24 protein-coding genes and 1 tRNA gene are annotated in these 24,249 nt (G+C 55.8%); 17 read left to right on the top strand and 8 right to left on the bottom strand.

Features of this window, described 5'->3' with window-relative positions:
- The first annotated feature begins 34 nt into the window (after window positions 1-34).
- From ACO06L_RS03725 to ACO06L_RS03695, 7 genes are all read left to right on the top strand, one after another.
- The gene (locus ACO06L_RS03725) at window positions 35-1,243 is read left to right on the top strand and encodes a PP2C family protein-serine/threonine phosphatase (protein WP_202347591.1); all 1,209 of its coding nucleotides are present in this window, start codon (window positions 35-37) and stop codon (window positions 1,241-1,243) included.
- A gap of 14 nt (window positions 1,244-1,257) precedes the next feature.
- Window positions 1,258-1,749, top strand: coding sequence for an STAS domain-containing protein (locus ACO06L_RS03720; protein WP_064230439.1), 492 nt, complete (start codon window positions 1,258-1,260; stop codon window positions 1,747-1,749).
- 64 nt (window positions 1,750-1,813) lie between these two features.
- Window positions 1,814-2,881 (top strand): NAD(P)H-dependent glycerol-3-phosphate dehydrogenase, encoded by a 1,068-nt coding sequence (locus ACO06L_RS03715; protein WP_202347590.1) that lies wholly within the window; start codon window positions 1,814-1,816, stop codon window positions 2,879-2,881.
- Window positions 2,882-2,924: 43 nt separating this feature from the next.
- A complete protein-coding gene (locus tag ACO06L_RS03710) occupies window positions 2,925-3,374 on the top strand; it encodes a SixA phosphatase family protein (RefSeq protein ID WP_202347589.1) in 450 nt (149 codons plus the stop codon).
- A gap of 45 nt (window positions 3,375-3,419) precedes the next feature.
- Complete coding sequence (locus ACO06L_RS03705) at window positions 3,420-4,316, top strand: radical SAM protein (protein WP_202347588.1); 897 nt, start codon at window positions 3,420-3,422, stop codon at window positions 4,314-4,316.
- 24 nt (window positions 4,317-4,340) lie between these two features.
- Window positions 4,341-4,907 (top strand): DUF1285 domain-containing protein, encoded by a 567-nt coding sequence (locus tag ACO06L_RS03700; protein ID WP_202347587.1) that lies wholly within the window; start codon window positions 4,341-4,343, stop codon window positions 4,905-4,907.
- A gap of 198 nt (window positions 4,908-5,105) precedes the next feature.
- Window positions 5,106-5,567 (top strand): FKBP-type peptidyl-prolyl cis-trans isomerase, encoded by a 462-nt coding sequence (locus tag ACO06L_RS03695; RefSeq protein ID WP_104322649.1) that lies wholly within the window; start codon window positions 5,106-5,108, stop codon window positions 5,565-5,567.
- Between the two features lie 66 nt (window positions 5,568-5,633).
- Here ACO06L_RS03695 and ACO06L_RS03690 read toward each other — a convergent pair whose 3' ends face one another.
- On the bottom strand, window positions 5,634-7,286 hold the full coding sequence (locus tag ACO06L_RS03690; RefSeq protein ID WP_202347586.1) for an electron transfer flavoprotein-ubiquinone oxidoreductase: 1,653 nt from the start codon (window positions 7,284-7,286) through the stop codon (window positions 5,634-5,636).
- Between the two features lie 418 nt (window positions 7,287-7,704).
- On the opposite strand from ACO06L_RS03690, the gene ACO06L_RS03685 reads away from it, so the two are divergent.
- The 3 genes from ACO06L_RS03685 to ACO06L_RS03675 all read left to right on the top strand — a co-directional run bounded on the left by ACO06L_RS03685 (window position 7,705) and on the right by ACO06L_RS03675 (window position 10,346).
- Window positions 7,705-8,454, top strand: coding sequence for an electron transfer flavoprotein subunit beta/FixA family protein (locus tag ACO06L_RS03685; RefSeq protein ID WP_064230433.1), 750 nt, complete (start codon window positions 7,705-7,707; stop codon window positions 8,452-8,454).
- Complete coding sequence (locus ACO06L_RS03680; RefSeq protein WP_064230432.1) at window positions 8,455-9,396, top strand: electron transfer flavoprotein subunit alpha/FixB family protein; 942 nt, start codon at window positions 8,455-8,457, stop codon at window positions 9,394-9,396. It begins immediately after the preceding gene.
- A gap of 110 nt (window positions 9,397-9,506) precedes the next feature.
- Window positions 9,507-10,346: a putative RNA methyltransferase gene (locus ACO06L_RS03675; RefSeq protein WP_202347585.1), complete on the top strand. Its 840-nt coding sequence runs from the start codon at window positions 9,507-9,509 to the stop codon at window positions 10,344-10,346.
- A 13-nt stretch (window positions 10,347-10,359) separates the two neighbouring features.
- Here the strand turns inward: ACO06L_RS03675 and ACO06L_RS03670 are convergent, their stop codons facing one another.
- Both ACO06L_RS03670 and ACO06L_RS03665 read right to left on the bottom strand, forming a co-directional pair.
- Complete coding sequence (locus tag ACO06L_RS03670) at window positions 10,360-10,833, bottom strand: hypothetical protein (RefSeq protein WP_202347584.1); 474 nt, start codon at window positions 10,831-10,833, stop codon at window positions 10,360-10,362.
- A 37-nt stretch (window positions 10,834-10,870) separates the two neighbouring features.
- Window positions 10,871-11,200: a hypothetical protein gene (locus tag ACO06L_RS03665; RefSeq protein ID WP_202347583.1), complete on the bottom strand. Its 330-nt coding sequence runs from the start codon at window positions 11,198-11,200 to the stop codon at window positions 10,871-10,873.
- 207 nt (window positions 11,201-11,407) lie between these two features.
- Here ACO06L_RS03665 and ACO06L_RS03660 point away from each other — a divergent pair, with 207 nt between their 5' ends.
- Window positions 11,408-11,824, top strand: coding sequence for a hypothetical protein (locus ACO06L_RS03660; RefSeq protein WP_064230430.1), 417 nt, complete (start codon window positions 11,408-11,410; stop codon window positions 11,822-11,824).
- Window positions 11,825-11,891: 67 nt separating this feature from the next.
- Window positions 11,892-13,133: a saccharopine dehydrogenase family protein gene (locus ACO06L_RS03655; protein ID WP_202347582.1), complete on the top strand. Its 1,242-nt coding sequence runs from the start codon at window positions 11,892-11,894 to the stop codon at window positions 13,131-13,133.
- On the opposite strand, the gene cydC is transcribed toward ACO06L_RS03655, so the two are convergent.
- The 4 genes from cydC to ACO06L_RS03635 are packed head-to-tail and all read right to left on the bottom strand — an operon-like array spanning window position 13,130 to window position 18,886.
- Window positions 13,130-14,746 (bottom strand): thiol reductant ABC exporter subunit CydC, encoded by a 1,617-nt coding sequence (gene cydC, locus ACO06L_RS03650; protein ID WP_202347581.1) that lies wholly within the window; start codon window positions 14,744-14,746, stop codon window positions 13,130-13,132. The genes ACO06L_RS03655 and cydC overlap by 4 nt on opposite strands.
- Window positions 14,739-16,451 (bottom strand): thiol reductant ABC exporter subunit CydD, encoded by a 1,713-nt coding sequence (cydD, locus tag ACO06L_RS03645; RefSeq protein WP_202347580.1) that lies wholly within the window; start codon window positions 16,449-16,451, stop codon window positions 14,739-14,741. Before cydD ends, cydC begins: the two co-directional genes overlap by 8 nt.
- Window positions 16,452-17,453 carry a cytochrome d ubiquinol oxidase subunit II gene (gene cydB, locus ACO06L_RS03640; RefSeq protein WP_064230426.1) on the bottom strand — a complete coding sequence of 334 codons (1,002 nt, stop codon included), beginning with the start codon at window positions 17,451-17,453 and terminating at the stop codon, window positions 16,452-16,454. It lies immediately after the preceding gene.
- 2 nt (window positions 17,454-17,455) lie between these two features.
- Window positions 17,456-18,886 carry a cytochrome ubiquinol oxidase subunit I gene (locus ACO06L_RS03635; protein ID WP_202347579.1) on the bottom strand — a complete coding sequence of 477 codons (1,431 nt, stop codon included), beginning with the start codon at window positions 18,884-18,886 and terminating at the stop codon, window positions 17,456-17,458.
- A 184-nt stretch (window positions 18,887-19,070) separates the two neighbouring features.
- Here ACO06L_RS03635 and ACO06L_RS03630 point away from each other — a divergent pair, with 184 nt between their 5' ends.
- From ACO06L_RS03630 to ACO06L_RS03610, 5 genes are all read left to right on the top strand, one after another.
- Entirely contained in the window at window positions 19,071-19,712 is a 642-nt protein-coding gene (locus ACO06L_RS03630; protein WP_202347578.1) for a class I SAM-dependent methyltransferase, read from the top strand.
- 75 nt (window positions 19,713-19,787) lie between these two features.
- A tRNA-Leu gene (locus ACO06L_RS03625) sits at window positions 19,788-19,874 on the top strand.
- A gap of 139 nt (window positions 19,875-20,013) precedes the next feature.
- Window positions 20,014-22,215, top strand: a complete 2,202-nt coding sequence (locus ACO06L_RS03620; protein WP_202347577.1) for a DEAD/DEAH box helicase — start codon at window positions 20,014-20,016, stop codon at window positions 22,213-22,215.
- A 12-nt stretch (window positions 22,216-22,227) separates the two neighbouring features.
- Window positions 22,228-22,899, top strand: coding sequence for a DUF2290 domain-containing protein (locus tag ACO06L_RS03615; RefSeq protein WP_202347576.1), 672 nt, complete (start codon window positions 22,228-22,230; stop codon window positions 22,897-22,899).
- Window positions 22,900-23,176: 277 nt separating this feature from the next.
- Window positions 23,177-23,314, top strand: a complete 138-nt coding sequence (locus ACO06L_RS03610) for a hypothetical protein (RefSeq protein ID WP_227715983.1) — start codon at window positions 23,177-23,179, stop codon at window positions 23,312-23,314.
- Between the two features lie 99 nt (window positions 23,315-23,413).
- Here ACO06L_RS03610 and ACO06L_RS03605 read toward each other — a convergent pair whose 3' ends face one another.
- Window positions 23,414-24,217 carry an enoyl-CoA hydratase-related protein gene (locus tag ACO06L_RS03605; RefSeq protein ID WP_202347575.1) on the bottom strand — a complete coding sequence of 268 codons (804 nt, stop codon included), beginning with the start codon at window positions 24,215-24,217 and terminating at the stop codon, window positions 23,414-23,416.
- Between the last annotated feature and the right edge of the window lie 32 nt (window positions 24,218-24,249).

Raw genomic sequence — 24,249 nt, 5'->3', positions numbered from 1 at the left:
TATCGTTTATCGCTGGTAGTTTAGGGCAGTCGCCATGACCTCGCGCACCGAGCGCATACTTATAATAGACGCCGATGAAAAGGCCCGTACGGATCTCGCCCGGTACCTTGAAGCGAGGGGGTTCTATGTCACGGGATACCCGGATCTCGCCGGCGCCAAGGCACTGTTTGACGATAACATTCCCGACGTCATCTTTGCAGATCTGTCTCCGGAGGCCATCCGGGACCTTGTCAACCGCCTGGAAGAGGCTGAAACCTTCACCCCGATCGTCGCTTGTTCATCGAGTGAATCCAGTGCCGATGTGGTCAGTGCGCTCCGGGCAGGCGCCGCGGACTTCGTCCTTAAACCCTGCAACGACGACAAGGGCGCCCTGGATGACGTACTCGGTAAACTGTTTGACAGGGTGCGGGTCAACCGCCTGAACCAGCTGTACCGGCAGGAACTGGAAGAGGCCAACCGGGATCTTCGGGATGGCATTGCCGAGCTCAGGGCAGATCAGCGTGCCGGCCGGAAGGTCCAGTTACGAATGCTGCCTGAACACGAGCAGGTAATGAGTGGCCTGCACGTGGACCATATGATCAAGCCGTCGCTCTATCTGAGCGGTGACTTCCTGGATTACTTCCGCATTTCCGACGACAAGGTTCTGGTGTACATCGCTGATGTCTCCGGGCATGGGGCCAGCTCCGCGTTCGTGACGGTTCTGCTGAAGAACCTCACCAACCGCTTGCAGCGAAACCTCCGGAGGGGGTCCAGTGAGGACATCCTGTATCCGGACCGATTCCTCGAACGCATCAACTCGGAACTGCTGGATACCGGCCTCGGTAAACACGTAACCGTTTTCGTTGGCATCATTTCCCTGAGTGAGCGTAAATTGAATTACGCAGTGGGTGCACATTTCCCCATGCCCATCCTGTCCTTCGAGGGAGGAGAGACGGCTTTTCTCGAAGGCAGCGGGCTGCCGGTAGGGCTGTTCGAGACGCCGGAGTGGGAGGTGTACGAAGTACCCCTGAACAAACCTTTTCATCTGACCCTGTTTTCGGATGGAATTCTGGAGGTTATCCGGGAAAAAGGTTTGGATGAAAAGGAACGGACACTACTTGAACTCGTATCGGGAGGTCGTCACACTATCGCCTCTCTTAGCGAAGCTCTGAATCTCGATCAGATCTCAGAGCTACCGGACGATATCGCTATCGTGTCGGTAACTGATACCATGAACGGATCAGATAACACCCCGTCGAATTAGTGGCAGTGTGAAACATGGCTGGTTACAAGATCCTGCAAGCTGAAAAACAGGGCATCTATGTCCTGAAGTTTATTGGGGAAATCCGGCTGAACCTGTGTTCGACGCTGGACAATCTGGTTGAGTCCATCACCCAGGATCCGCAGTTCAAAACCGTGGTGATCGACCTGACCGAAACCGAGATCATCGACAGCACCACGCTCGGCCTGCTTGCCAAGATAGCCATGGCGGCCCAGAAACAGAGCCATTTCCTGCCCACACTGATTTCGACCAACCCCGACATTACCCGCATTATCACTTCCATGGGGTTCGACAAGATTTTCATCATTGTTCGAGAACCCGCGTCCCGTATTGAAGAGCTTGAAGAAATACCTGTACTCAGGGCCAGCGAACAGCAGGTTCGGGACAAGGTTCTCGATGCCCATAAGGTGCTGATGGGCCTGAACAACCGAAACAGGGAAGAATTCAAGAATCTGGTGCGCGCTCTGGAATGTGAAGAGCCCGGCTAACGCCTCCTGCCCTTTGAGCACGGCGCCGCCGGTTTCACACCTGATCTGACAAAACGGAAGAACTATGTCTGAACAAACGACGCCTCAAGACACCGGGGCAACCGGACCGGTGCACGATGTAGCGGTTCTGGGCGGTGGCAGTTTTGGCACCGCCATGGCCAAGGTACTGGGTGAAAACGGCCATCGCGTGCACTTCTGGATGCGCGGAGAGGCCCAGGCCGAGGAAATTCGCACCACCCGTGTCAACAGCCGCTATATGCCGGGCATCGAACTCTCCGGTGATATCCAGCCCACCACCGACCTCGCGGATGCTGTCAGCAAGGCAGAAATCGTATTCGTTGCCATCCCCAGCAAGGCTTTTCGGGCCGTCATCCGTGAAAACTGCGATAAATTCCGCGACGACCAGATTGTTATCAGCCTGACCAAGGGCATTGAAGAGCACGGCTTCAAGCTGATGAGCGAGATTCTCCAGGAGGAGATTCCCCGCTGTCGCATCGGTGTGCTCAGCGGGCCCAACCTGGCGGGTGAAATCGTTAACCGGGACCTGACCGCCACCGTGATTGCCGCGAAGGATCCCGATGTCCGTCGCTCGGTTCAGGATCTCCTGGGCTGCGAGTACTTCCGGGTTTACGCCAATGTGGATGTGTATGGTGTAGAGCTCGCCGGGGCACTGAAGAATATCTATGCGATAGTCGCCGGCCTTGCCTCCGCCCTGGAGATGGGGGAGAACGCCAAGGCCATGCTGATCACCCGTGGCCTTGCAGAAATGAGTCGGTTTGCCGTCAGCCTCGGCGCCAACCCGATGACCTTTATGGGGCTGGCGGGTGTAGGCGACCTGATTGTGACCTGCACGTCGTCCAAGAGCCGAAATTTCCGAGTTGGCTATGCAGTCGGGCAGGGCCAGAAGCTGGATGACGCCGTCGCGGAGCTCGGGCAGGTTGCAGAAGGTATCTATACCCTGAAGTTGGTGAAGGAAAAAGCCGAGGCGATCGGTATCTATATGCCCCTGGTCCGTGGGCTTTACGAGATTCTGTACGATAATGCTTCAATAAAGGCGGTAATCAACAGCCTGATGATGTCGGTCCAGAATTCCGACGTAGAGTTTATATTGCCGCGTACCATCAGCCAGTAAAACGGCCAATAAACGCCGGAGAAGGTCGGAAAGGAGAGAGCCCTTGCAACTGCTCATCATGCGCCACGGTGAAGCTGGCTGGCATACGCTGGATCAGGAGCGTGAACTCACCGAATCCGGCAGGCTGGGCGTTGCCGAGGTTGCCGCCCGCATCGCCGGGTCGCCCTGGCGTCCAAAGCTGATCTGGAGCAGCCCCTACGTACGGGCCCGGCAAACCGCCGCCATAGTGTCCGAGATCCTTAATTGCCCCGTTGAAGAAAAGATGTTCCTCACTCCGGACGATGACCCCGGCGAGTGCCTCGACGCACTGATCGAACAGCACGAATCGCCATTGATGATCGTCTCCCACATGCCCCTGGTTGGTGGCCTTGCCACGCTTCTGGTAGACGCCCACCGCCGCGGCATTCCGTTTATGACCTCCCAGGCGGTGATGCTCGACATGCCGGTGGTTGGCCCTGGCTGCGCAGACTTGAAAGCGCAGTTTCTGCCCTGATACTCCAGTTATCCGATTTCCGAATCCTCAAATTCGAGCCTGACTATGTACAGCTTTCCGATCGACTATGTAGAGCCGGTATTTCGGCCGCCCAGCGAAGCCAAGTCCCTGATCCTGCCGGTTACCAACGGCTGCTCCTGGAACAAATGCACCTTCTGTGAGATGTACACGCAGCCGCAGAAGAAATTCCGGGCCCGCAAGCCCGACGACGTGCTCCAGGATATTCAGAACGCTGCCCGAAGCCTGGGCGGCGTGCGCCGGGTATTCCTGGCGGACGGTGATGCCATGGTGCTGCCGACCCGTCGGCTGCTGGAGATTCTGGGCCAGCTGCGGGAAGCTTTTCCGGACCTTCAGCGGGTTTCCAGTTATTGCCTGCCTCGCAACCTTGCCAAAAAGACTGTGGAAGAACTGGCACAGCTGAAAGAAGCCGGGCTCCAGATTCTCTATGTTGGAATGGAATCCGGCGATGATGAAGTTCTGCGCCGCGTTAACAAGGGCGAAACCTGGGAGTCGACCCGTTCTGCGCTGTTGAAGATTCGTGAGGCCGGCCTGACCAGTTCTGTGATGGTGCTGAACGGACTGGGCGGTGAGAGCCTCTCGCGCCAGCATGCGATCAACACCGCCACGCTGTGCAATGAAACCCAGCCAGACTACCTATCTACCCTCGTGGTGAGCTTCCCTCAGGGTGAAGAGCGTTTTCGGGAAGGCTTCGGTGATGATTTCGTCCCGCTCTCGCAGCAGGGTCTTTTCAAAGAAATCCGTCTGTTCCTGGAACATCTGGAGCTCGATAAAACCATCTTTCGCAGCGACCACGCCTCCAATTACCTGGTACTGAAAGGAACCCTTGGTCGCGACAAGCAGAAAATGCTGGATCAGGTTAATCTGGCCATCACGAATCCTGGCGCAGCGCCGCTTCGAGCGGAGTGGATGCGTGGGTTGTAAATCTCTGAACCGGGAGCCACCGTTATGAGCATGAATCCGGATAATCTCGCTAAAAAGGTGGAGGAAACCGTGAAAAACCCCGGCAACCCGCCAATCGATCAGTGGCATCCCGAACTGTCAGGCGACATGGATCTTCGCATCAGCCGTGATGGTCAATGGATCTTCAAGGGTGAGCCACTGGCACGGGAAGCCATTGTAAGACTGTTCTCCACCATTCTGCGCCGGGAGGAAGATGGTGAGTACTACCTGGTGACGCCGGTAGAAAAGTGGCGAATACAGGTTGAGGACGCGCCGCTTCTGGCGCATTCGCTTCAGGTAACCGGGGAGGGCGACCGGCAGGTCATCTCACTGACCACCAACGTTGGCGAAACCCTCGAGATTGGCCAGCACCACCCCCTTGAAGTGGGAACCTATCCGGACTCCGACGAACCGCGCCCTGTCGTCAAGGTTCGCCACGGCGTCGAAGCTCGCCTGGTAACTGCCGCCTATTACGATCTGGCCGAGCATGTGGTCGAGCGAAATGAAGACGGCCATCCTGTTCTCGGCGTTTTTAGTCACGGAATTTTCTACAAAATCGGGCAGGGTGGTTGAAAACCCGTACTGCGGCCCCAGAATTACGGTAGAAAACGCATTAGCTCAGTTGTTAAACTGTGTTTTCATACTTGTTATGAGCCTGGCTCTCTAACGAGGCCCGGTGGTCGTTAGTCCCTCTGTGCAGTCTGGCTGTTCACGATCACTTTCGATTGCCTAAATCAATTAAACAGTCATTGCGACACGCAAGGAGATCACATGGCCCAACCTCGTGTTGTCACCATCCATTACACGCTCACCAACGATCAGGGAGAGCAGCTTGACTCCTCCCGTGTAGAAGGTCGTGAGCCTCTGTCTTATCTGGAAGGTGCACAGAACATTATCGGTGGACTGGAAAGTGCACTGAACGAAAAGAACGCAGGCGATCAGGTTAAGGTTTCTGTAGAGCCTGCTGAAGGCTACGGCGAAGTGAACGAAGAGCTGATCCAGCCGGTTCCGCGTTCTGCATTTGAAGGCGTAGACACCATCGAGCCGGGCATGCAGTTCCAGGCGCAGACCCCGGGCGGCCCTCAGGTTGTTCGCGTGGTTGAAGTTGGCGACGAGACCGTCACCATCGACGCCAACCATCCGCTCGCCGGAGAGACTCTGCACTTCGACGTAGAAGTAGTAGAAGCTCGCGAAGCGACTGACGAAGAGCAAGAGCACGGCCACGCTCACTAAGCTGTTCTGAAGCGCAACGAAAAACGGCTCCCGCGGGAGCCGTTTTTTTATGTACGGAAGCCGAACTTACATGTTCGGATAGTTCGGGCCACCGCCCCCTTCCGGAGTCACCCAGTTAATGTTCTGGGCAGGATCCTTGATATCACAGGTCTTGCAGTGAACACAGTTCTGGGCGTTGATCTGGAAGCGCTTGCCGCTACCGTCATCCTTCTCGACAACTTCGTACACACCAGCCGGGCAGTAACGCTGCGCAGGCTCGTCGTATTTCGGCAGATTGTCGCGAATCGGCAACTCTGGGTCCGTCAGCTTCAGGTGAACCGGCTGATCTTCCTCATGGTTGGTGTTGGAGATAAACACCGAGGACAGACGGTCAAAGGTCAGGGTGTTATCCGGCTTGGGATAGGTCACCTTCTTGCACTCGGCCGCCGGCTTCAGGGTGGCGTAGTCCGGAGTGGTATCGTGGAAGGTGATCGGCAGGCTGCCACGCAGGATGTTCTGCTCGAAGAAGGCGATAGCACCGCCAACCACGTTGCCGAACTTGTGCATGGCCGGGCCGAAGTTACGCTCGGCGTAGAGCTCCTTGAACAGCCAGCTGTCCTCAAATTTCTTCTGGAAGCCGCTGATCTCTTCGCCACTCTTGCCGTCCTTGAGCGCTTCGAAGACAGCCTCGGCGCCCAGCATGCCGGACTTCATGGCAGTGTGGGAGCCCTTGATCTTGGAACCGTTCAGCGTGCCGGCGTCACAGCCCAGCAGCAGACCACCCGGGAAGCTCATCTTGGGCAGGGCGTTGTAACCACCTTTGGTGATTGCACGGGCGCCGTAGGAGACGCGCTTGCCGCCTTCCAGGTGTTTCTTGATCTCCGGGTGATGCTTCAGGCGCTGGAATTCCTCGAACGGACTCAGATGCGGGTTGCTGTAGGACAGATCGGTGATCAGGCCCACGTAGACCTGGCCATTCTCGAGATGATAAAGGAAGGAACCACCGGTGGAACCGGTCTCCTTCAGCGGCCAGCCAGTGGTATGAACAACCAGTCCCGGCTCGTGTTTGGCTGGATCAATGTCCCACAGCTCTTTGATACCGATGCCGTAGTGCTGGGGATCCTTGCCTTCGTCAAGGTTGAACTCGTTGATCAGGCGCTTGCCCAGGTGACCACGGCAGCCCTCGGTGAACAGGGTGTATTTGGCGCGCAGTTCCATGCCCGGCATGTAACCGTCTTTTTCGGAACCATCACGGGCCACGCCCATATCGCCGGTAATAATGCCTTTTACCTGACCGTCCTCAACGATGGTCTCGGAGGCGGCAAAGCCGGGATACACCTCAACGCCCAGCTGCTCGGCCTGTTCGGCGAGCCAGCGGCACAGGTTGCCCAGGCTGATAATGTAGTTGCCATGGTTGTGCATGTTCTTGGGCACAAACGCATTGGGGATCTTGGTGGCGCTTTCCTGGTTCTTCAGCAGGAAAATATCGTCACGGGTAACCGGCGTGTTCAGCGGGGCGCCTTTCTCTTTCCAGTCCGGGAAGAGTTCGTTGAGGGCAGTGGGCTCGAATACGGTACCGGCCAGAATGTGAGCGCCGATCTCAGAACCTTTCTCTACCACGCATACGGTGAGTTCCTCGCCAGCTTCCTGCGCCAGCTGCATGACACGGCACGCTGCCGACAGGCCCGCCGGGCCGCCGCCGACGATCAGAACATCAAATTCCATCGATTCGCGTTCCACGTTGGTCTCCTCAAACATCTTTAATGGAAATTATATGCCCGCAGGCCAATTATTCTGGGCCGCCATCATACCGGTAAAAGTCGCTATAGACGACTGCCCCAAGCCGTTTGACCCGACTTGCATAACCAAAAGGATACCGTATTTGAAGAATCAAACAAACGTTTGTTTGAAATTCGCTCTGTCCTTTGGCATTGTAAGAGCACACTGAAACATCGTGTGTTTTGAGTCGAAATCTAGTATCGTCTCATTGCCGTTCCCGGTCAATACCGGGGAATTGGCTGAAAGTTCAGTCCTGGCGCGTCGTTTGAGGCTATTGATTCTGCTGAGTGTTGCCTCCATCATTAGTGCGCATTGAATTTCGGCAGGCTCTGCGCGAGGACTGCAAGTCATAAACCCATCGTAGAAGAACGAGGAATCTATGAAGGTTCTGGTCGCTGTAAAACGAGTAATCGACTACAACGTAAAGGTGCGCGTCAAGCCGGACAACACCGGTGTTGACCTCGCCAACGTCAAGATGGCAATGAACCCGTTCTGCGAAATCGCGGTAGAAGAAGCCGTTCGCCTGAAAGAGAAGGGTGTTGCCAGTGAAATCGTGGTGGTATCCATTGGTCCGAAGGCCTCCCAGGAGCAGATCCGTACTGCGCTGGCGCTGGGTGCTGACCGTGGTATCCACGTCGAAACCGACGAGGAGGTTCAGTCTCTCGAAGCGGCCAAGCTGCTCAAGGCTGTTGTTGAGAAAGAAGAGCCAAAGCTGGTTATTCTTGGCAAGCAGTCCATCGATTCCGATAACAACCAGACCGGCCAGATGCTGGCCGCGCTGACCGGCATGGGTCAGGGCACTTTCGCTTCCGAAGTGGTTGTTGAGGGCGACAAGGTCAACGTAACCCGTGAGATAGACGGTGGTCTGATGACCGTTGCCCTGAACCTGCCTGCGGTTGTCACCACCGACCTGCGCCTGAACGAGCCGCGCTACGCTTCTCTGCCGAACATCATGAAGGCCAAGAAGAAGCCGCTGGACAACATGAGCCCGGCCGATCTGGGTGTCGACATCGCTCCGCGCCTTTCCACCCTGAAGGTTGAAGCGCCTGCTTCCCGTCAGGCGGGTGTGAAAGTGGCCGACGTTGCCGAGCTGGTCGATAAACTGAAGAACGAAGCGAAGGTGATCTAAATGAGCATCCTTGTAATTGCTGAACATGACAACAGCAGCCTGAAACAGGCTACCCTGAATGTTGTAGCGGCTGCCAAGGCCATCGGCGGAGACATCGACGTACTGGTTGCCGGTGAGAACTGTGGTGCCGTTGCTGAAGCAGCTGCCAAGGCCGAAGGCGTTAACAAGGTACTGGTTGCCGATAACGCTGCTTATGGTCACTTCCTGGGCGAGAACCTGGGTGAGCTGGTTGCCGAAGTAGGCAAGGGCTACAGCCACATCCTGGCCGCCGCTGGCACCGTGGGCAAAGACTTTATGCCACGTGTTGCTGCACTGCTGGACGTTGCCCAGGTTTCCGACATCATGCGTGTGGAGTCCGAAGACACCTTCGTTCGCCCGATCTACGCTGGTAACGCCATTGCCACTGTCAAATCCAGTGACAGCATCAAGGTAGTTACTGTTCGTCCGACCGCATTTGATCCGGTCGCTGGTGAAGGTGGCTCCGCTGCCGTTGAACAGCTGGACGTTGTAAAAGACGCTGGCCTGTCCCAGTTCGTAAGCGAAGAGCTGGCCAAGTCTGACCGTCCTGATCTGGCAAGCGCTGGTATCGTTGTTTCCGGTGGTCGCGGCATGCAGAACGGCGACAACTTCAAGATGCTTGAGCAGGTTGCCGATCTGATGGGTGCCGCTGTTGGCGCATCCCGTGCTGCAGTTGACGCCGGCTTCGTGCCGAACGACATGCAGGTTGGACAGACCGGTAAGATTGTTGCTCCGCAGCTGTACATCGCCGTGGGCATTTCCGGTGCCATCCAGCACCTGGCCGGTATGTCTGACTCCAAGGTGATCGTTGCGATCAACAAGGACGAAGAAGCCCCGATCTTCCAGGTTGCCGATTACGGCCTGGTCGCGGACCTGTTCGAAGCAGTTCCGCAACTTGAAGAAGAGCTGAAGAAAGTTCTGTAACTTTCTGTTCGGCTCTAGAAAAGGCACCTTCGGGTGCCTTTTTGTTTTGGGTGAAACCAAAATTCCTGCCATGATACCCGACCCCGACTTTGGAACCGGATACACAAACCATGACCACGATGCCGTTTGACGCCTTAGCTTGCCCACTGGACGGCTGCCCGCTTACGCCCAGCGAAAAGACCTGGCAGTGCGAGAATGGGCACAGCTTTGATGTTGCCCGACAGGGCTACGTGCATCTGTTACCTGTTCAGAAGAAACGTACCCTGGACCCGGGTGACAGCAAGGAAATGGTCGCTGCCAGACAACGGTTCCTGAATGCCGTGTTCTACACAAAGATCGCTGAGGCGGTTAGCGATCTTGCGATCCAGTCGTTCCCGAAAGAGGGCGCTGGCTCGGTGCTGGACGCCGGCGCAGGGGAAGGCTATTACCTCCGACACCTTGCAAACGTGGCCGGCAACACAGAGCTTGCCATGATTGGCGTCGATATCTCGAAATGGGCAGTCCTGGCTGCGGCAAAGCAGGATAAACAGACCCGATGGGTGGTGGGCAGCAATGCAAACCTGCCGGTCCTGCCGGAATCGCTGGATCTGGTGCTTTGCCTGTTCGGGTTTCCGGTTTACAGCGAATTCGCCCGGGTGCTGAAGCCCGGTGGGCAGGTGATACAGGTGGATGCCGGTGCGGACCATCTAAGGGAACTACGCGAAATCATTTATCCGGAGCTGAAGTCGCCCGGAGACACCGGGAGCGCTGCCCCCGAGGGTTTCCGGCAAGTGGATTCAACCGTGGTACGTTTCCCGCTGAACCTTCCAGATCAGGCTAGCATTGCCGATCTGCTGGCCATGACACCGCATCTGTACCGGGCTACCCCTGAAGGGCTTGAGAAGGCTGGGGTACTCGAATCCCTGGAGGTAACCGTCGACGTAGTTCTGAAACGTCTGGAAAAGGTCTGACCGCCGAAGTCTATTAACCGCCGTCAGAACCCTCAGCTTTTCTGCGCTTGCGGGAAGCGAGCCGTTTTTCAGCCTTCCCGATGATCAGGGTGTCAGCAAGAATATGCAGTGCCTTGTTGGTGGTGCGCACGGTTCGGTAGATCTGCTGACTGGTCTGATCATGGGTGGCCCTTGCTTTACGGGCCGTCTGCCGGAACTCTTCGTCCTTCGAGAACAGATCGATCAGCCCGAAGGTGGTGTTGGAGATCGCTTTGTGGAGTTTCTCCACCGCGCTGGCACCGCCTGAGACGGAGTCCTCCAGTAATCGGGCACGGTTTCGAACCTCAAGAAGGTCCATTCTGCTTTTCTGGATGGCGCTGTGCGCCGCCACCCGATGGGAGTTCAGAATCCGGGCCTCACGGCGGCACAGCAGCAACTGCCAGTAGGCAAAGCAGAGCCCGCTGAACGCCAGAAGCAACAACAGAATTGTGATGCCAGTGATGATCATGACAGTGCGCTTCCATCATTCATCTTGAATACCCCAGTTATCGATACTCGATCTGCATTTCCACGTCTATTTCACGCTCCGTCATCTCTTCTTCAAGCTCTTTCATCACTTCCTGATACACCATCTTGCGAACCATGACGGGCAGTTTGTCGGCAAGCACCCGGGCAGAGCGTGATTCCCGCTTCGCCAGGGCAATCGGATTCAGCACCCGAAGCGTAATAACCAGCTCCGGTTCCTGCTCGGAATCTGCGATGTCGTCGTTCTCCATCATTCGCGCGATCACTTTACGCTGTTCAAGAACCTGCCAGCCAACAAAACCGCTGAACAGGACAAGCAGGATGCTCAGTACCATCAAAAAGGTGATCAATTCGAACCTCCGGAAGTCGTTTCGTGCACTGCCCTGCAGTGTGCCCTATGAAGTGTGACAAACGATTGGCCGTGACGACGGATTCGGGGGCGCGGCCAGGAAAGTAGAACGAGCGCTCAAAACTGTTAATATCGGTTGCAGTTGTTGAATGAGCTACGCAGAATCAACGAGTTAAGGCCAACTATTCATACCAACAGAGGATTGTTCATGGTTTGGTTCAAGGCGTTTGCAAGTGGTTTTCTCGCGACCCTGGTGTTTCATCAGGGCCTGTTCGCACTCTTCTGGTTGGGCGGTATTGTGCCCGCAGCGCCGTTTAACCTGTCTCCGGTACCACCGCTCGGCGTTCCGCAGGTTGTATCCCTGGCGTTCTTTGGTGGCCTGTGGGGCATGTTGCTCTGGCTGATTCTCGGCCGCCTGGCGGGGGTGAAGTTCTGGCTGGGGCATGTCATTGTAGGGGCAGTAGGTCCCACTGCAGTCGCCATGCTGGTGGTATTTCCCCTGAAAGGGCTCGATGTGTCTGCCCAGACCTGGGTAGGCGGACTTCTTCTTAACGGGTTCTGGGGCCTGGGCGTGGCCGTATTCATGCGCCTGATGGGTGCGAAAGCGCCTGTCGGAGCTCGCTAAATTCCGAACCAGTACCCAATAAACTCTCTATCAACTTGTTTTCAATGCAGCTGACTAAGGAAGAGCAATGACCAAATCCGCTGAAACGGCCTATGATCTGGTGGTGTTCGGTGCCACCAGTTTCGTTGGCCAGATTCTTACCCGCTACTTGCTGGAAACCTACGGAGTGGGTCAATCGGTGAGATGGGCGATTGCCGGTCGCTCCGAGAGCAAGCTCAATACCCTGAAGGGCGAACTTGGCGACAAGGCCAACGCTGTTCCGGTGATTCTGGCTGATGCGTCCGATGAAGACGCTCTGAAGGCCATGTGCGAGCAAACCCGGGTCATCATTTCCACCGTCGGCCCCTACGCCTTGTACGGTGAGCCGCTGGTGCAGGCGTGCGTGCGCAGTGGCACGGACTACTGCGACCTGACGGGCGAAGTGCAGTGGATCCGCAAGATGGTGGAACGCTACGAGGAGGAAGCCAAATCCTCCGGCGCGCGGATTGTTCACTGCTGCGGCTTTGACTCGATTCCCTCTGATATGGGGGTGTGGTTCCTGCAGAACCAGGCAGAGCAGACCTTCGGTGCGCCATGCCGGGATGTTCGCATGCGGGTGAAAACAGCCAAGGGCGAATTCTCGGGCGGCACCGTAGCCTCCATGATGAACGTGGCGAAGGAAGCAGCGGCCGACCCCAAACTACGGAAAGAGCTGGCCAATCCGTTTTCGATTTGCCCGCCGGAGCATCGCTCCAAAACCCGTCAGCCCAGCCTCAAGGGTGCAGAGTTCGACAAAACCTTCAACGCATGGCTGGCGCCGTTCGTAATGGGTGCCATTAACACGCGGGTGGTGCATCGCTCCAACGCCTTGCAGAGCGCTCGTTATGGCCAGGAGTTTACCTACGACGAAGCCATGATGACCGGCCGGGGTACCAAGGGCCGCCTGGCAGCGTACGCTATCACCGGTGGCCTCGCAGCGTTCTTTACCGCCTCGGCCATCAAACCGACCCGCTGGCTGGTTGAGAAGTTTGTACCCAAGCCGGGCGAAGGCCCAAGCCCTGAAGCCCAGAAAGCGGGGTTCTATGACCTTCGGTTCGTTGGCCGCACGGAAGATGGCAAAACCATCATCACTAAGGTGACCGGCGATCAGGATCCGGGCTACGGTTCCACCGGCAAGATGCTGGGAGAAGCGGGCATGTGCCTGGCATTCGATATTCCGGCGGATCAGCCGGGTGGGTTCTGGACACCATCCTCATTGCTGGACGGCAAGCTGATGGACCGGCTCACCAGCAAGGCGGGCCTGACCTTCGAGGTTCTGGAAACCCGCTAACCGCTCAGGTAAATCACACGGTCGGTGCCCGGAAGGGCATCCGGCCCGTGTGCCAGGCTAACCACGGTTTTTCCTTCCAGAAGTGTTTCCATCCGTTTTGAAACCCGCGCCCGGGTTTCGGCATCCAGGCCGGTAAAGGGCTCGTCCAGTATCACCAGCGAGGCAGGGTTAAGAAGCACCCGCGCCAGGGCCACACGCCGGGCTTCACCGCCGGAGAGTCGGCTGCCGGCACTGCCCAGCCAGGTATCGAGCTGATCCGGTTCCGTGGCGAAGCGCTCGGCCAGTTCCATGTGCTCCAGAATGCTCCAGAGTTCGGTGTCCGAGGCCTCAGGCGATCCCAGCAACAGATTGGCGCGAAGGGTGTCCTCGAACAACACGGTTTTCTGGGTCAGGTAGACGCAATCCCTGCGCGCCAGGCTGCCCTGGGCAGTGGGCAACAGGCCGGCGAGTACATCCGCCAGTGAGGACTTGCCGCTGCCGGAATGACCGAGAATACCAATGCGCTCCCCGTCGTCGATCCTTAGATTGAAACGCGTGAATAGAGGCGCGTAACCATCGTGTTTTACCGCAATATTTTCTGCCAGAAGCGCGGTTTTTGGTGGTAATTCGGAACTGGAGGTCGCGGTGTTTTGTTCCTCCTCACGACAATCCCGGTTCAATCGCCCAGCGGAAGCGACCGTTGCTCCCAACTTTCCAAAGGCATCCGGCAGTATGGCATAGACCTCGGCCAGGCCGAGCAGTGCAATGGGCAACAACACAAGCACCGGGCCGGAAACCGAGCCCGACTGGAACAGGGCAAACCCGGCCCAGAGTGCCAGCACCGCAGAAAGGTTGACGAACAGATGGGAGCCGGCCAGATGCCAGCCTACACGGGTGTCGGCCTTCGCCTGCTCTGACGTAACCTGATGGGCCTGGCGCATCAGCCAGGCGGCATGTTTACCGGTACGCCCGGCGGCCGTCAGTTCAGAGAAACCTTCGATGTGTTCGATCACCGCCGTTCTCAGTTCTTCCTGCCGGTCGCTTTGCCGGGCGGCCAGACGCCAGGTTCTCAGGTAAACCCCTACGGTGGCGATCACCAGGGCAATGATCAGCAACAGTCCCACCAGCAACGCCGTGCCTATATCGAAGAGAACCGCAGCCAGAATCACCACCAATAGCGTTACCAGGCCTGCAAGGGCGGTGGGCGCGATTAAACGTAGGTACAGGGTGTCCAGTGCATCCACATCGCTGGTGAGCCGGGACAGCCACTGGGCGCCGCTTAGCTCTCCACGGCGAACGCGGCTGGCGCGAGAGAGGCGCTGGAACAGAGCCACGCGAATATCTGTCAGCAACCTCAGAACCGTATCGTGGTTGTAGACCCGCTCCAGATACCGGAACACCGTGCGGGAAACGGCAAAAAACCGGATGGCGCCGCCGGGCACGTAGAGGTTTATGGTCGCCGCCACGCCCGCAGCCAACAACAGGCCCACCAGCGCGGTTTCGGTTATAAACCAGCCCGAAACCGCCAACAGGCCAATGCCGGAGAGCAGGGTGGCGAAAATCAGGAAGCCGCCCACAACCAGCCGGCCCGGGCGCTTGAAGATCAGGTCCAGCCAGGGCTTCAAGTCACGCATCCCGCACCTCCCCGCCGGCAACCAGCAGCACACGATTTGCCAGGGTCAGCAAGGCCTGGTGGTGAGTCGAGAAAATCAGGGTTTTTCCGGCTACCGCCAGTTTATGCAGTGCCTCCAGCACGAACACTTCACTGTCGCTGTCCAGGCCGGCGGTGGGCTCATCCAGCAGGATCAGGTCGTAATCCGCCAGAAAGATACGGGCCAGACTCAGCCGCCGGGCCTGGCCACCGGAGAGCCCCTGGCCCTCCTCGGATACCGGGCTATGAATCCCCTGTTTGCGACTGTCCAGCAGGGAACCGAGACCGACATTGCGCAGGGCGGTTTCGATGGCAATATCAGAGGCATCGGGTGTGGTCAGCCTGAGGTTATCGGCCCAGGTGCCCTGAACCAGAAACCCTTTCTGCCCCAGCCAGCCAAACCGGAAACTGCCCGGTGCTTCACCGAACAGATAGATCTCACCGGTGTCCGGCGCCAGAAAGCCCGCCAACAGATGGAGCAGGGTGGATTTGCCACCGCCGGAGGGGCCGGTCAGGGCAATCACTTCGCCTTGTCGGATGGTCAGCGTGAGGTCCCGCAGAACCGGTTGATCGGATCGGAAGCTTTTACAGACAGAACGAAGCTCAATCTGGTCTTCCGCACCCTCGACAGAAGCCATTTCTGTCGTGGTCTCGAGGTTCACCGGGGTTTCCAGTCGCTCGAGGATCTCGGTGCCTGCGCCCATGGCTGCGGCACGATCGTGGTAATGCTGGGAGAGTGTTCGCAACGGCTGGAAAAACTCCGGGGCCAGCAAAAGAATCAGCAGCCCGGAAAACAGGGTCAGATCTTCAGAAGGGCCGTAGGTGATATACCCAAGCAGACCAAACCCGATGTAGATGGCGATAACGGCTATGGCCACCGAGGCGAAGAACTCCAGAACCGCCGAAGACAGAAAAGCCACCCGTAGCGTTTTCATGGTAATGCGCCGGTAGTGATCCGAGCGTTTGCGAATAAGTTCGGCTGCTCCGGCCGTCTGGCCGAACAGTTGCAGCGTGGTCAGGCCGCGAACCTTGTCCAGGAACTGCCCGGAAAGCCGGCTGATGGTTTCAAAGTGCTGCTGGTTCAGTTTCTCCGCGCCCATGCCCACCAGGGCCATGAACAACGGAATCAGCGGCGCGGACAACAGAAGGAAGATGCCAGCCAACCAGTCCAGCCAGAACACCAGGGCGAGAATCAGCACCGGCACAATCATCGACAGGGTCATCTGTGGCAGAAAGCGGGCGAAATAGCCGTGCAGGGCTTCCACATGGTCAATCCATTCCCGGGCAAGGGTGCCTGCCGAGGACTGGCCCAGTTCCACCGGACCTGTGGCCTGCCAATGTTTATGGAGCTGACGCCGGGCATCCCGGCGAACCTGTTCGCTGCAACGGGCCGCAAACCGGGTCTGAAAACCCTGGCCCAGTCCTCGAACAGCCAGCGCCAGAATCAGGCCGAGAAAGAGGGGAGTGAGGTCCGCAACCGGGACCTCGTCAATCACACCCAGATGGATGATCCGGGCCAACAGCACCATCTGAATGATGGTGGCAATGCCGGCAACGGTGCCGGCAACCACAGTGCCGCGAATCCACAGGCGGCTACCACGGGCCAGATCTGCAAGCCATCCCTTAACGGCTTTCTGATCGGTGGCGGAGGCACTCTCCCCGCCACCCTTGGCCTGTGGCTCCACCACTTAGTGGTATCCCTCGCCCGCGCGGACCTTGCCGCGGAACACCCAGTAGGTCCAGGCGGTGTACACCAGCACGATGGGAATCACGAACAGTAGGCCCAACAGCAGGAACAGCTGGGATTCATAGGCAGACGCCGCTTCCCAGAGCGTGTATTCCGGCGGAACCACATAGGGCCAGCGGCTGACCACCAGGCCCAGATAGGTGGTGATAAACAGCCCCATGGTGGCCACGAACGGCATGCCGTCTTTGCGATCACGAACCGAACGGTAAATCTGGATAGCGCAAAGCAACGTCAGAACCGGCAGAATCCAGATAATGCTCAGGTTGGAGAACCAGCGTTCACGAACCATTTCATCCACGAAGGGCGTCCAGACACCGATGATGCCAAAGACCACAAGAACCGCCAGGAGCAATGGCAGGGTGATCTTGTAGGCCCACTGCTGCAGGTACCCCTCCGTTTTCATGATCAGCCAGGTGGAACCCAAGAGGGCATAGCCAGCCAGCATGCCCAGGCCGGTAAGCACGGTGAAAGGCGTGAGCCAGTCCAGGGCGCCGCCCACGTATACGCCGTTGGCGGTTTCAAAGCCTTGAATATAGGCCCCAACCACAGCGCCCTGGGCGAAGGAGGCAACAGTAGAACCGCCGGCAAACGCCCAGTTCCAGAGGTAACGGGACGTCCGGGCCTTGAACCGGAACTCGAACGCCACGCCCCGGAAAATCAGCCCGGCCAGCAGCAGGAACACACCAATGTAGAGCGCCGGCAGGAAGATGGAATACACCATTGGGAAGGCCGCCAGAAGACCGGCACCACCCAGCACCAGCCAGGTTTCGTTGCCGTCCCATACCGGGGCCACCGAGTTCATCATGGTGTCCCGGGCTTCCTCGTTCGGGGCGAAGGGGAACAGAATCCCCACGCCCAGGTCGAAGCCATCCATCAGCACGTACATGATGATGCCGAAGCCAATAATGAATGCCCAGATAAGGGGCAGATCAAACAGTTCCATAATCAGTGACCTCCCTGGCTGGCCGGTTTACCGTGATGCTCGTCTTCATCAATCTCAAAAGGCACGTGTGCGGCGGAGAAGGGACGTTTCGGCCGCTCGGCCTCATGCTCGTCTTCATCCCGGTCTTCGAGACCCACATACAGCACCCGCATCAGGTAATACACGCCGGCAGAGAACACCAGAGCGTACACAACGATATAGCCGATGAGTGTGAATAGCGCCATCCCGCCGGTCAGTGACGGTGTCAGGGCCTCTGCCTGAGTCATCTGCCCGTAGACCAGCCACGGCGCCCGCCCCACCTCGGTTACGAACCAGCCGGTCAGCACCGCAAAGAAGGGCGCAATGCTCATGAAGCGCATGCCCTGCAGGAACCAGCGGGTGCGCCAGTAACGACCGCCGGCACGCAGAACCAGGCCGGTAACCGCGAAAGCAATCATCAGCAGGCCAATACCTACCATGACCCGGAACGACCAGAACACGATCGCCACCGGTGGCTGCTCGTCAACAGGCACTGCGCTCACGCCCGGCACCTCACCGTTCCATTCATGGGTGAGAATGAAACTGGCCAGGCTGGGAATACCAATCTCGTAAAGGTTCCGCTGGTTCTCCTGATCGGGAATGGCAAACAGCAGCAACGGCACATTGCGGGAGGTTTCCCAGTTGCCTTCCATCGCCGCCACTTTGGTCGGCTGATGCTCCAGAGTATTCAGGCCGTGGAAATCCCCCAGTACCGCCTGGGCGGGGGCAATAAACAGCAGCAGCCACAGGCACATGGACAGTGCCTTCTTGTTCGCCTCAACCTCGCGACCCAGCAGCAGATACCAGGCACTCACACCGGCCACCACAAAGCCACCGGTCAGGAAGGAGGCCAGTGCCATATGGCCGAACCGATAGGGGAAGGAGGGGTTAAAGATCGCCTCGCTCCAGGAGGTTACGTAGAACACGCCGTCGCGAAGTTCGGTGCCGGCCGGAGTCTGCATCCAGCTGTTGGCCGACAGAATCCAGAATGACGAGATGAAGGTGCCCGTAGCAACCATGATAGCGGCGAACAGGTGAACGCCGGCCGGAACCTTATCCCGACCGAACAGCAGCACCCCGAGGAAAGCCGCCTCCAGGAAAAACGCCGTGACCACCTCATAACTCAGGATCGGGCCAAGGAAGTTAGCGGAAGCCTGGGCGAAGTTACTCCAGTTGGTTCCGAACTGGAACGACATCACGATGCCCGACACCACACCCATTCCGAATACAACGGCAAACACCTTGGTCCAGAAGGCAGAGAGCTTCACCCACAACGGATTCTCGGTTTTGAAAGCCAGGCCTTCGAGCACCGCGATGTAGGAAGCAAGGCCGATGGTAAACACCGGAAAAATGGCGTGAAATGACACCACAAACGCGAACTGGATTCGCGATAGGATAAGAGGATCAAGTTCCATGGGAACCCTCCGGTAACGTTCACATCAAAACAAACGGGCCCAGCGAACCCGTTTAGCCGCTGCCTTAGCTCATTTTGTTGTGTTGTTATTACCGGCAGATGATTACCATGCTACTAAACATGGCGATAAACCCGATAGGGCGTTTTGTCGCACCCCTTGATTTAAAACAAGTATGGGCAAACCAATGAGCTTTTACGAAGACAGGATACTGCCCCACATCATAGACCGGGCCTGCTCCATGGGCCAGGTAATGAAGCTTCGTAGCCAGGTAGTACCACAAGCCAAAGGGGTGGTTCTGGAAGTGGGCATGGGCTCGGCCATCAACATGGAGTTCTACAATTCCGACAACGTAGACATGGTGTACGGCCTGGAGCCCTCAGAGGGCATGCGCCGCAAGGCCCAACCGAATCTCGCAAGATCCCCCATCAAGGTAGAGTGGCTAGACCTGCCGGGTGAGAAGATCCCCCTGGAAGACCATTCCGTCGATACGGTACTGCTGACCTTCACCCTGTGCACCATCCCCGACTGGCAGGCCGCGTTACAGCAAATGTGGCGGGTACTGAAACCGGGCGGCGAACTCCTGTTCCTGGAACACGGCGAATCCCCCCACGATGGCACCCGCAAATGGCAACACCGCATCACCCCCGGCTGGAAAAAGCTGGCCGGCGGCTGCAACCTGAACCGCCACATCGCCGATCTGATCCGACACGCCGGCTTTGAAATCCAGGAACTGGAAAACCTCTACATCCCCAAGGCACCAAAAATCGCCGGATACATCTATAAGGGCAGGGCAACCAAGCCCGGAGCAGCCAGCCCAGCTGCTTGAAGGCGAGGGCGGAATCCGAATTGCGTTACCCCACGCAGACTTATACAATTCTGCCCGTCAAAACCTCCCCCGAATGCTCCGGTGGTGAAATTGGTAGACACAAGAGACTTAAAATCTCTCGACCGTTAGGTCGTGCCGGTTCGATTCCGGCCCGGAGCACCATATAAATCAATATCTTAAAAGCCTTCAAGATCTTCGCTAAGTCGGCACGTGCACAAATGTAGACATGCTGCTGCTAGACTTTTTCGGCTAAAAAGTTAACCTGAGAGTTTAATTTGAAGGACCGCCCGCAGGATTAAACATGCAATACCTACCTGGATCGCTCGAGCTCGACAACATTCCTTACGATGTGGAAATCTGGCGTCAACTTGAATCTATCTTCCAAGTTACAGAGGAAGGGTACTGCGCCTACAAAATTCCTATGCTGGGAAGCGTAGATACGTCCGAAGTCCCCACGTTCATTATTGTGACGCCTGAGCTTGGTATTGTGCTGTTAGACGTAGTTCATGATGAGGTGAACTCTTTTGACGATGACGGTAGGGTCTGGAACACATCTGGCGGAGCTCAGTACTCGCGAGACTTGATTCTAGAACTCTATGGCGATGAGATCGTCACTCGGTTGAAGAGAAATCCAAGGTTTTATGACAGAAGAGCAGCCAGTCTAAAGGTACCACTCCGAAGAGCTCTTATATTCCGGGAAAACACGCACGCATCGCTAGAAGAGCTGTCCACCCAAGATTTCTGCCTCTCCGACATTATTTCTTGCGATGATATTACAGGAAATCTCGAGCGGCTGTTGAATAACCCTGTTTGGAACGCGGATGTAGAGAGTTTTAATGAGGTCCTTTCTTTGCTGGAAGGGACTGATGCGATTGGAAAGACTTCCACGCCCGTTAAGAACGTGAGGCTTGAGACGATAAACGACTTGATTTCGGCATCTCTTGCTCGGACATTCAAGCAAGATCGAGCTCAACGTCAAATTTCAATGCAAATTCCGAATGGCCCCCAAAGGATTCGTGGACTTGCGGGAACCGGGAAGACCGTTGTTTTGTCACTTAAGGCTGCGTTAACAGCGATAAGGGCTAAGGATTTTAAAATCCTTTACCTTTTCAATACCCAAAGTCTTTATAACATGATCGAACGACTAATCGGCGATTATTACGCTCGCGAATCCAAAGCGGCTATTGACTGGGAGAATGTTGACGTACTTCACGCTTGGGGTGGACGAGGTAAGGCCGGACTGTACTCCTCTTTGTGCAATTTACATGGACTCGCGCCATTAACTCTTAATGATGTAAGGGGATCTAAAGATGGCCTCCAAAGAATCTATCAGCACATTCTCGAAAGAGTTGGCGATAATCTGTTTCCAATCTATGACTTAGTTCTGATAGATGAGGCTCAGGATTTTCCTAACGAAATCTTTCAAGTCGTCCATAAAATTACTAAGGACCCAAAGCGTATAGTTTGGGCCTACGACGACTTTCAATCGCTGAAGGATATAAAAATCAGAGAGCCTGACGAAATGTTTGGGCTTGATGAAGAGGGTAAACCTTTGATTCCGTCTTCAGCCTTAGAGGGTGAGTATGAGGGTGGAGTAAAGAAGGACTTCGTTCTTCCAAACTGCTATCGAAACCCAAGGATTCTGTTAATGGTAGCTCACGGCGTAGCGCTGGGCATGTATGCTGAAGAAGGGTTGGTCGATAGCATTGATAAAGTATCCGATTGGAATGCGCTGGGTTATCGCGTGGTTACACCTAGCAATAAGGAAATGATCGAAGCCCACGATTATGTGGAAGTCGAACGCCCAGACGACAATAGCACTAACCTTCTGGAAGCACTTCTCAAGAAAAATGATAAGAGTACGCGAAATCTTGTAAAAATTTATACGGCACAAAATAAATCCGGCGAACAGGAATTCATTGCAAATAAGATCTTTGAGCTAGTTAATGAACAGAATGTTCCACCAGAAGAGATATTTGTTATTACACTTAATACGCGAGCGGCTGAGGAACGATTGAAGCCTATCCGCACTATGCTTAACGCCTGTGGTATTGAAGCGATTATTCCTGGAATTGTTGAAAAACCTAATCAGTTTAAGGAAAAAGGTAAGGTTACTTTAACTACCCCATTTAAGGCCAAAGGTAACGAGGCAAACGTTGTCTTTGTGATGGATGCCGAGAGTGTAACGCCTGATGCGACATTCCGTCGCCGTAATGCATTCTTTGTGTCGGTTACTAGGTCTCGAGGATGGTGTTATATCACGGGCCTGGCCAACACTATAGGGATGAATCAGCTTGTAATTGAGATTGATTCGATTATAAATGATATCCCCATGTTTAAATACTATCGTCCCGAGGACGATATTATCCGAAGACGGAGAATGATTCTTTCGAAATCTGACACTGAAATGGATAAGATGTCTAAATTGTTGGAGGAAATGGCTAAGAAAAACCCCGATCTGCTGAGAGAGCAGCTAGAAAGAATGAATAAGAAAAACAATTGATTTTGGATCGATATGGACTTTGATTCTGCTAAGGGTGCTATAGATGGCATCGCCGGTAAATTCTCAGACCTTATACAAGATAGTGCTTACGTCTTTAAAAGCGAAAGTATCTCCTGGAATCCCTACAGGCCTGGTATTGACAAATTCTTAGCGTACGCCAAAGAATACGAGAAGCTCCTTGCCGACCGGCAATATTCGTTTTTGCTGATTGACGACTCGTTAATCCAGTTTTTTTATGATTGGGAAAATGGTGAATTAAAGAAGGCGAGATTGGCATACTACCCTAAACCTTTAAAGGTGGTGGATGCCAAAGAAGAGCTTTTGGAGTTCTTAGAAGAGGCAGGGACGGATGCTTTAATGGACTATTACTTTGGCGCAGTCGACTGGATGGAAAACGGTGTAGATATAGTCAATACCTCCCACCTCCGGCTCGATTTTGATAAAGACGTAAGTTCGCATAGTATGTGTCACGTCCAATTGGGTGCGATTAATGAGGTGAGAATTTCTAGTGTAGAGCTTATCAATCCTGTCGTTTTTTGGGACTGGCTGATTGGGCAAACGCTAAATTCGCAATACTCCGAAATCTGTAAAGCACGGCACGTTCAATCATTTCTAAAGTACCAGTTTTCTCTTAAATCTCTGGACACACCGCACAACGATAGTCTTTCTCTTAGTAGAGCGTGACAGTACAGGTATTGACAGAACTCCAAGGAGGCGCGTTCGCGCCTCTTACTGCAACCTCAGCCGTCTGAAAAACCTCGCTAACCAATACCGTACTTCAGCATAAATACCCAACAGCTTGTTTTTAGGTGGGTCAGCGAAATAGATCATGAAACAACTCAGGTATTCACCAGTTTCTTTCTCCACTTTTGCCATTTCGCGACTCTGAAAAGATGAACGACGTTTCAACTCCCCGCGTAAACATTAACTCAATGTTTTCCGCACTAGGAGACAGAACGCCATGGCCGAAGTTGAAGCTATCGGTAAGCAGATCGCAGATTACGTGAACGATCCCATCGAGAAAGCCAAGCGGCTGATCGTTAGGCCTGTTGGGCAGGCCAGATTGGTTAAAGTGTCATATAGCTTTCAGTCTATCTGACGAGACCATTGCGAAGCAGGTGGAGAAGGAGCTCGACCTGAAGGTGTTTACGCAGCAATAGCCCCGCCTGCCGGATAGGCGGCCTTGGCGCCGCCACCGCTACTTCTTGGACATCACCTCCAGCATCTTATTAACCGCTTCCAGATGTTCCGGCTCGTTATGGCACATGCCCTGGAAGTTGGCACACACGTCCAGAAAATCCTTCAACTCCATTCTCGGCGCCATCTTCATCAGGCGCTTTGTGAGCCGCGTGGCTTTTGGCGGCTGGCTGGCCATGCGGCTGGCCATGGCATTTGCGGCGTTCATCAGTTCGTCCGCTGGCACCACCTCCAGCACAATGCCCAGCTCCTTTGCCTCGGCAGCGTCGATAACCCGACCGGTGAGGGTGAGCTCGAAAGCGCGCTGGTAGCCGATCAGGCGCTGCATGAACCAGGCGCCGCCGTCGCCAGGGATAATGCCGAGGTTGAGGAAGGTTTCGCCGAACTTTGCGCTTTCCGAGGCAATGCGAATGTCTGCCATGTTGGCCAGATCGAAACCGGCACCAATGGCGGGGCCGTTTACGGCGGCGATGATGGGTACTTCCACATTCTGAAGGGCCAGGGGGATGCGCTGGATGCCTTTGCGGTAGCGGTCGGCGCATTCGGCTACGTCACCGGCAAAGTCGCCGCTGCGGTTGGCCATATCCCGGATGTTGCCGCCGGCGCTGAAGGCAGAGCCCGCGCCGGTGATCACCAGTACCGACACATCGTCGCACTGGTTCACCCATTCCGCCGTGGTCACGATGTCGTCGATCAGGTTTGAGCCTGTCAGCGCATTGCGCAGGTCGTGGCGGTTGAGGGTGAGGATGGCTACCCGGTTTTCCAGGGTCAGCAGTGCGTCGGTGAGCTTGGGTACGCTGGTCATGGTTGCGGTTCCTTGTTTGTGATCAGCGCGTA

It is taken from the genome of Marinobacter sp. (assembly GCF_965229985.1).
Classification (GTDB): Bacteria; Pseudomonadota; Gammaproteobacteria; order Pseudomonadales; family Oleiphilaceae; genus Marinobacter.
The sequence above is the reverse complement of the archived record's forward strand: the minus strand, read 5'-3'. Positions and strand labels throughout refer to the sequence as shown.

What these genes read in the sequence shown, in the direction of transcription:
- ACO06L_RS03725 (WP_202347591.1), top strand. Translation starts at nt 35, where the DNA reads ATGACCTCGCGCACCGAGCGCATACTTATAATAGACGCCGATGAAAAG.
- ACO06L_RS03720 (WP_064230439.1), top strand. Translation starts at nt 1,258, where the DNA reads ATGGCTGGTTACAAGATCCTGCAAGCTGAAAAACAGGGCATCTATGTC.
- ACO06L_RS03715 (WP_202347590.1), top strand. Translation starts at nt 1,814, where the DNA reads ATGTCTGAACAAACGACGCCTCAAGACACCGGGGCAACCGGACCGGTG.
- ACO06L_RS03705 (WP_202347588.1), top strand. Translation starts at nt 3,420, where the DNA reads ATGTACAGCTTTCCGATCGACTATGTAGAGCCGGTATTTCGGCCGCCC.
- ACO06L_RS03700 (WP_202347587.1), top strand. Translation starts at nt 4,341, where the DNA reads ATGAGCATGAATCCGGATAATCTCGCTAAAAAGGTGGAGGAAACCGTG.
- ACO06L_RS03695 (WP_104322649.1), top strand. Translation starts at nt 5,106, where the DNA reads ATGGCCCAACCTCGTGTTGTCACCATCCATTACACGCTCACCAACGAT.
- ACO06L_RS03685 (WP_064230433.1), top strand. Translation starts at nt 7,705, where the DNA reads ATGAAGGTTCTGGTCGCTGTAAAACGAGTAATCGACTACAACGTAAAG.
- ACO06L_RS03680 (WP_064230432.1), top strand. Translation starts at nt 8,455, where the DNA reads ATGAGCATCCTTGTAATTGCTGAACATGACAACAGCAGCCTGAAACAG.
- ACO06L_RS03675 (WP_202347585.1), top strand. Translation starts at nt 9,507, where the DNA reads ATGACCACGATGCCGTTTGACGCCTTAGCTTGCCCACTGGACGGCTGC.
- ACO06L_RS03670 (WP_202347584.1), bottom strand. Translation starts at nt 10,833, where the DNA reads ATGATCATCACTGGCATCACAATTCTGTTGTTGCTTCTGGCGTTCAGC.
- ACO06L_RS03660 (WP_064230430.1), top strand. Translation starts at nt 11,408, where the DNA reads ATGGTTTGGTTCAAGGCGTTTGCAAGTGGTTTTCTCGCGACCCTGGTG.
- ACO06L_RS03655 (WP_202347582.1), top strand. Translation starts at nt 11,892, where the DNA reads ATGACCAAATCCGCTGAAACGGCCTATGATCTGGTGGTGTTCGGTGCC.
- cydC (WP_202347581.1), bottom strand. Translation starts at nt 14,746, where the DNA reads ATGCGTGACTTGAAGCCCTGGCTGGACCTGATCTTCAAGCGCCCGGGC.
- cydB (WP_064230426.1), bottom strand. Translation starts at nt 17,453, where the DNA reads ATGGAACTGTTTGATCTGCCCCTTATCTGGGCATTCATTATTGGCTTC.
- ACO06L_RS03635 (WP_202347579.1), bottom strand. Translation starts at nt 18,886, where the DNA reads ATGGAACTTGATCCTCTTATCCTATCGCGAATCCAGTTCGCGTTTGTG.
- ACO06L_RS03630 (WP_202347578.1), top strand. Translation starts at nt 19,071, where the DNA reads ATGAGCTTTTACGAAGACAGGATACTGCCCCACATCATAGACCGGGCC.
- ACO06L_RS03620 (WP_202347577.1), top strand. Translation starts at nt 20,014, where the DNA reads ATGCAATACCTACCTGGATCGCTCGAGCTCGACAACATTCCTTACGAT.
- ACO06L_RS03615 (WP_202347576.1), top strand. Translation starts at nt 22,228, where the DNA reads ATGGACTTTGATTCTGCTAAGGGTGCTATAGATGGCATCGCCGGTAAA.
- ACO06L_RS03610 (WP_227715983.1), top strand. Translation starts at nt 23,177, where the DNA reads ATGGCCGAAGTTGAAGCTATCGGTAAGCAGATCGCAGATTACGTGAAC.
- ACO06L_RS03605 (WP_202347575.1), bottom strand. Translation starts at nt 24,217, where the DNA reads ATGACCAGCGTACCCAAGCTCACCGACGCACTGCTGACCCTGGAAAAC.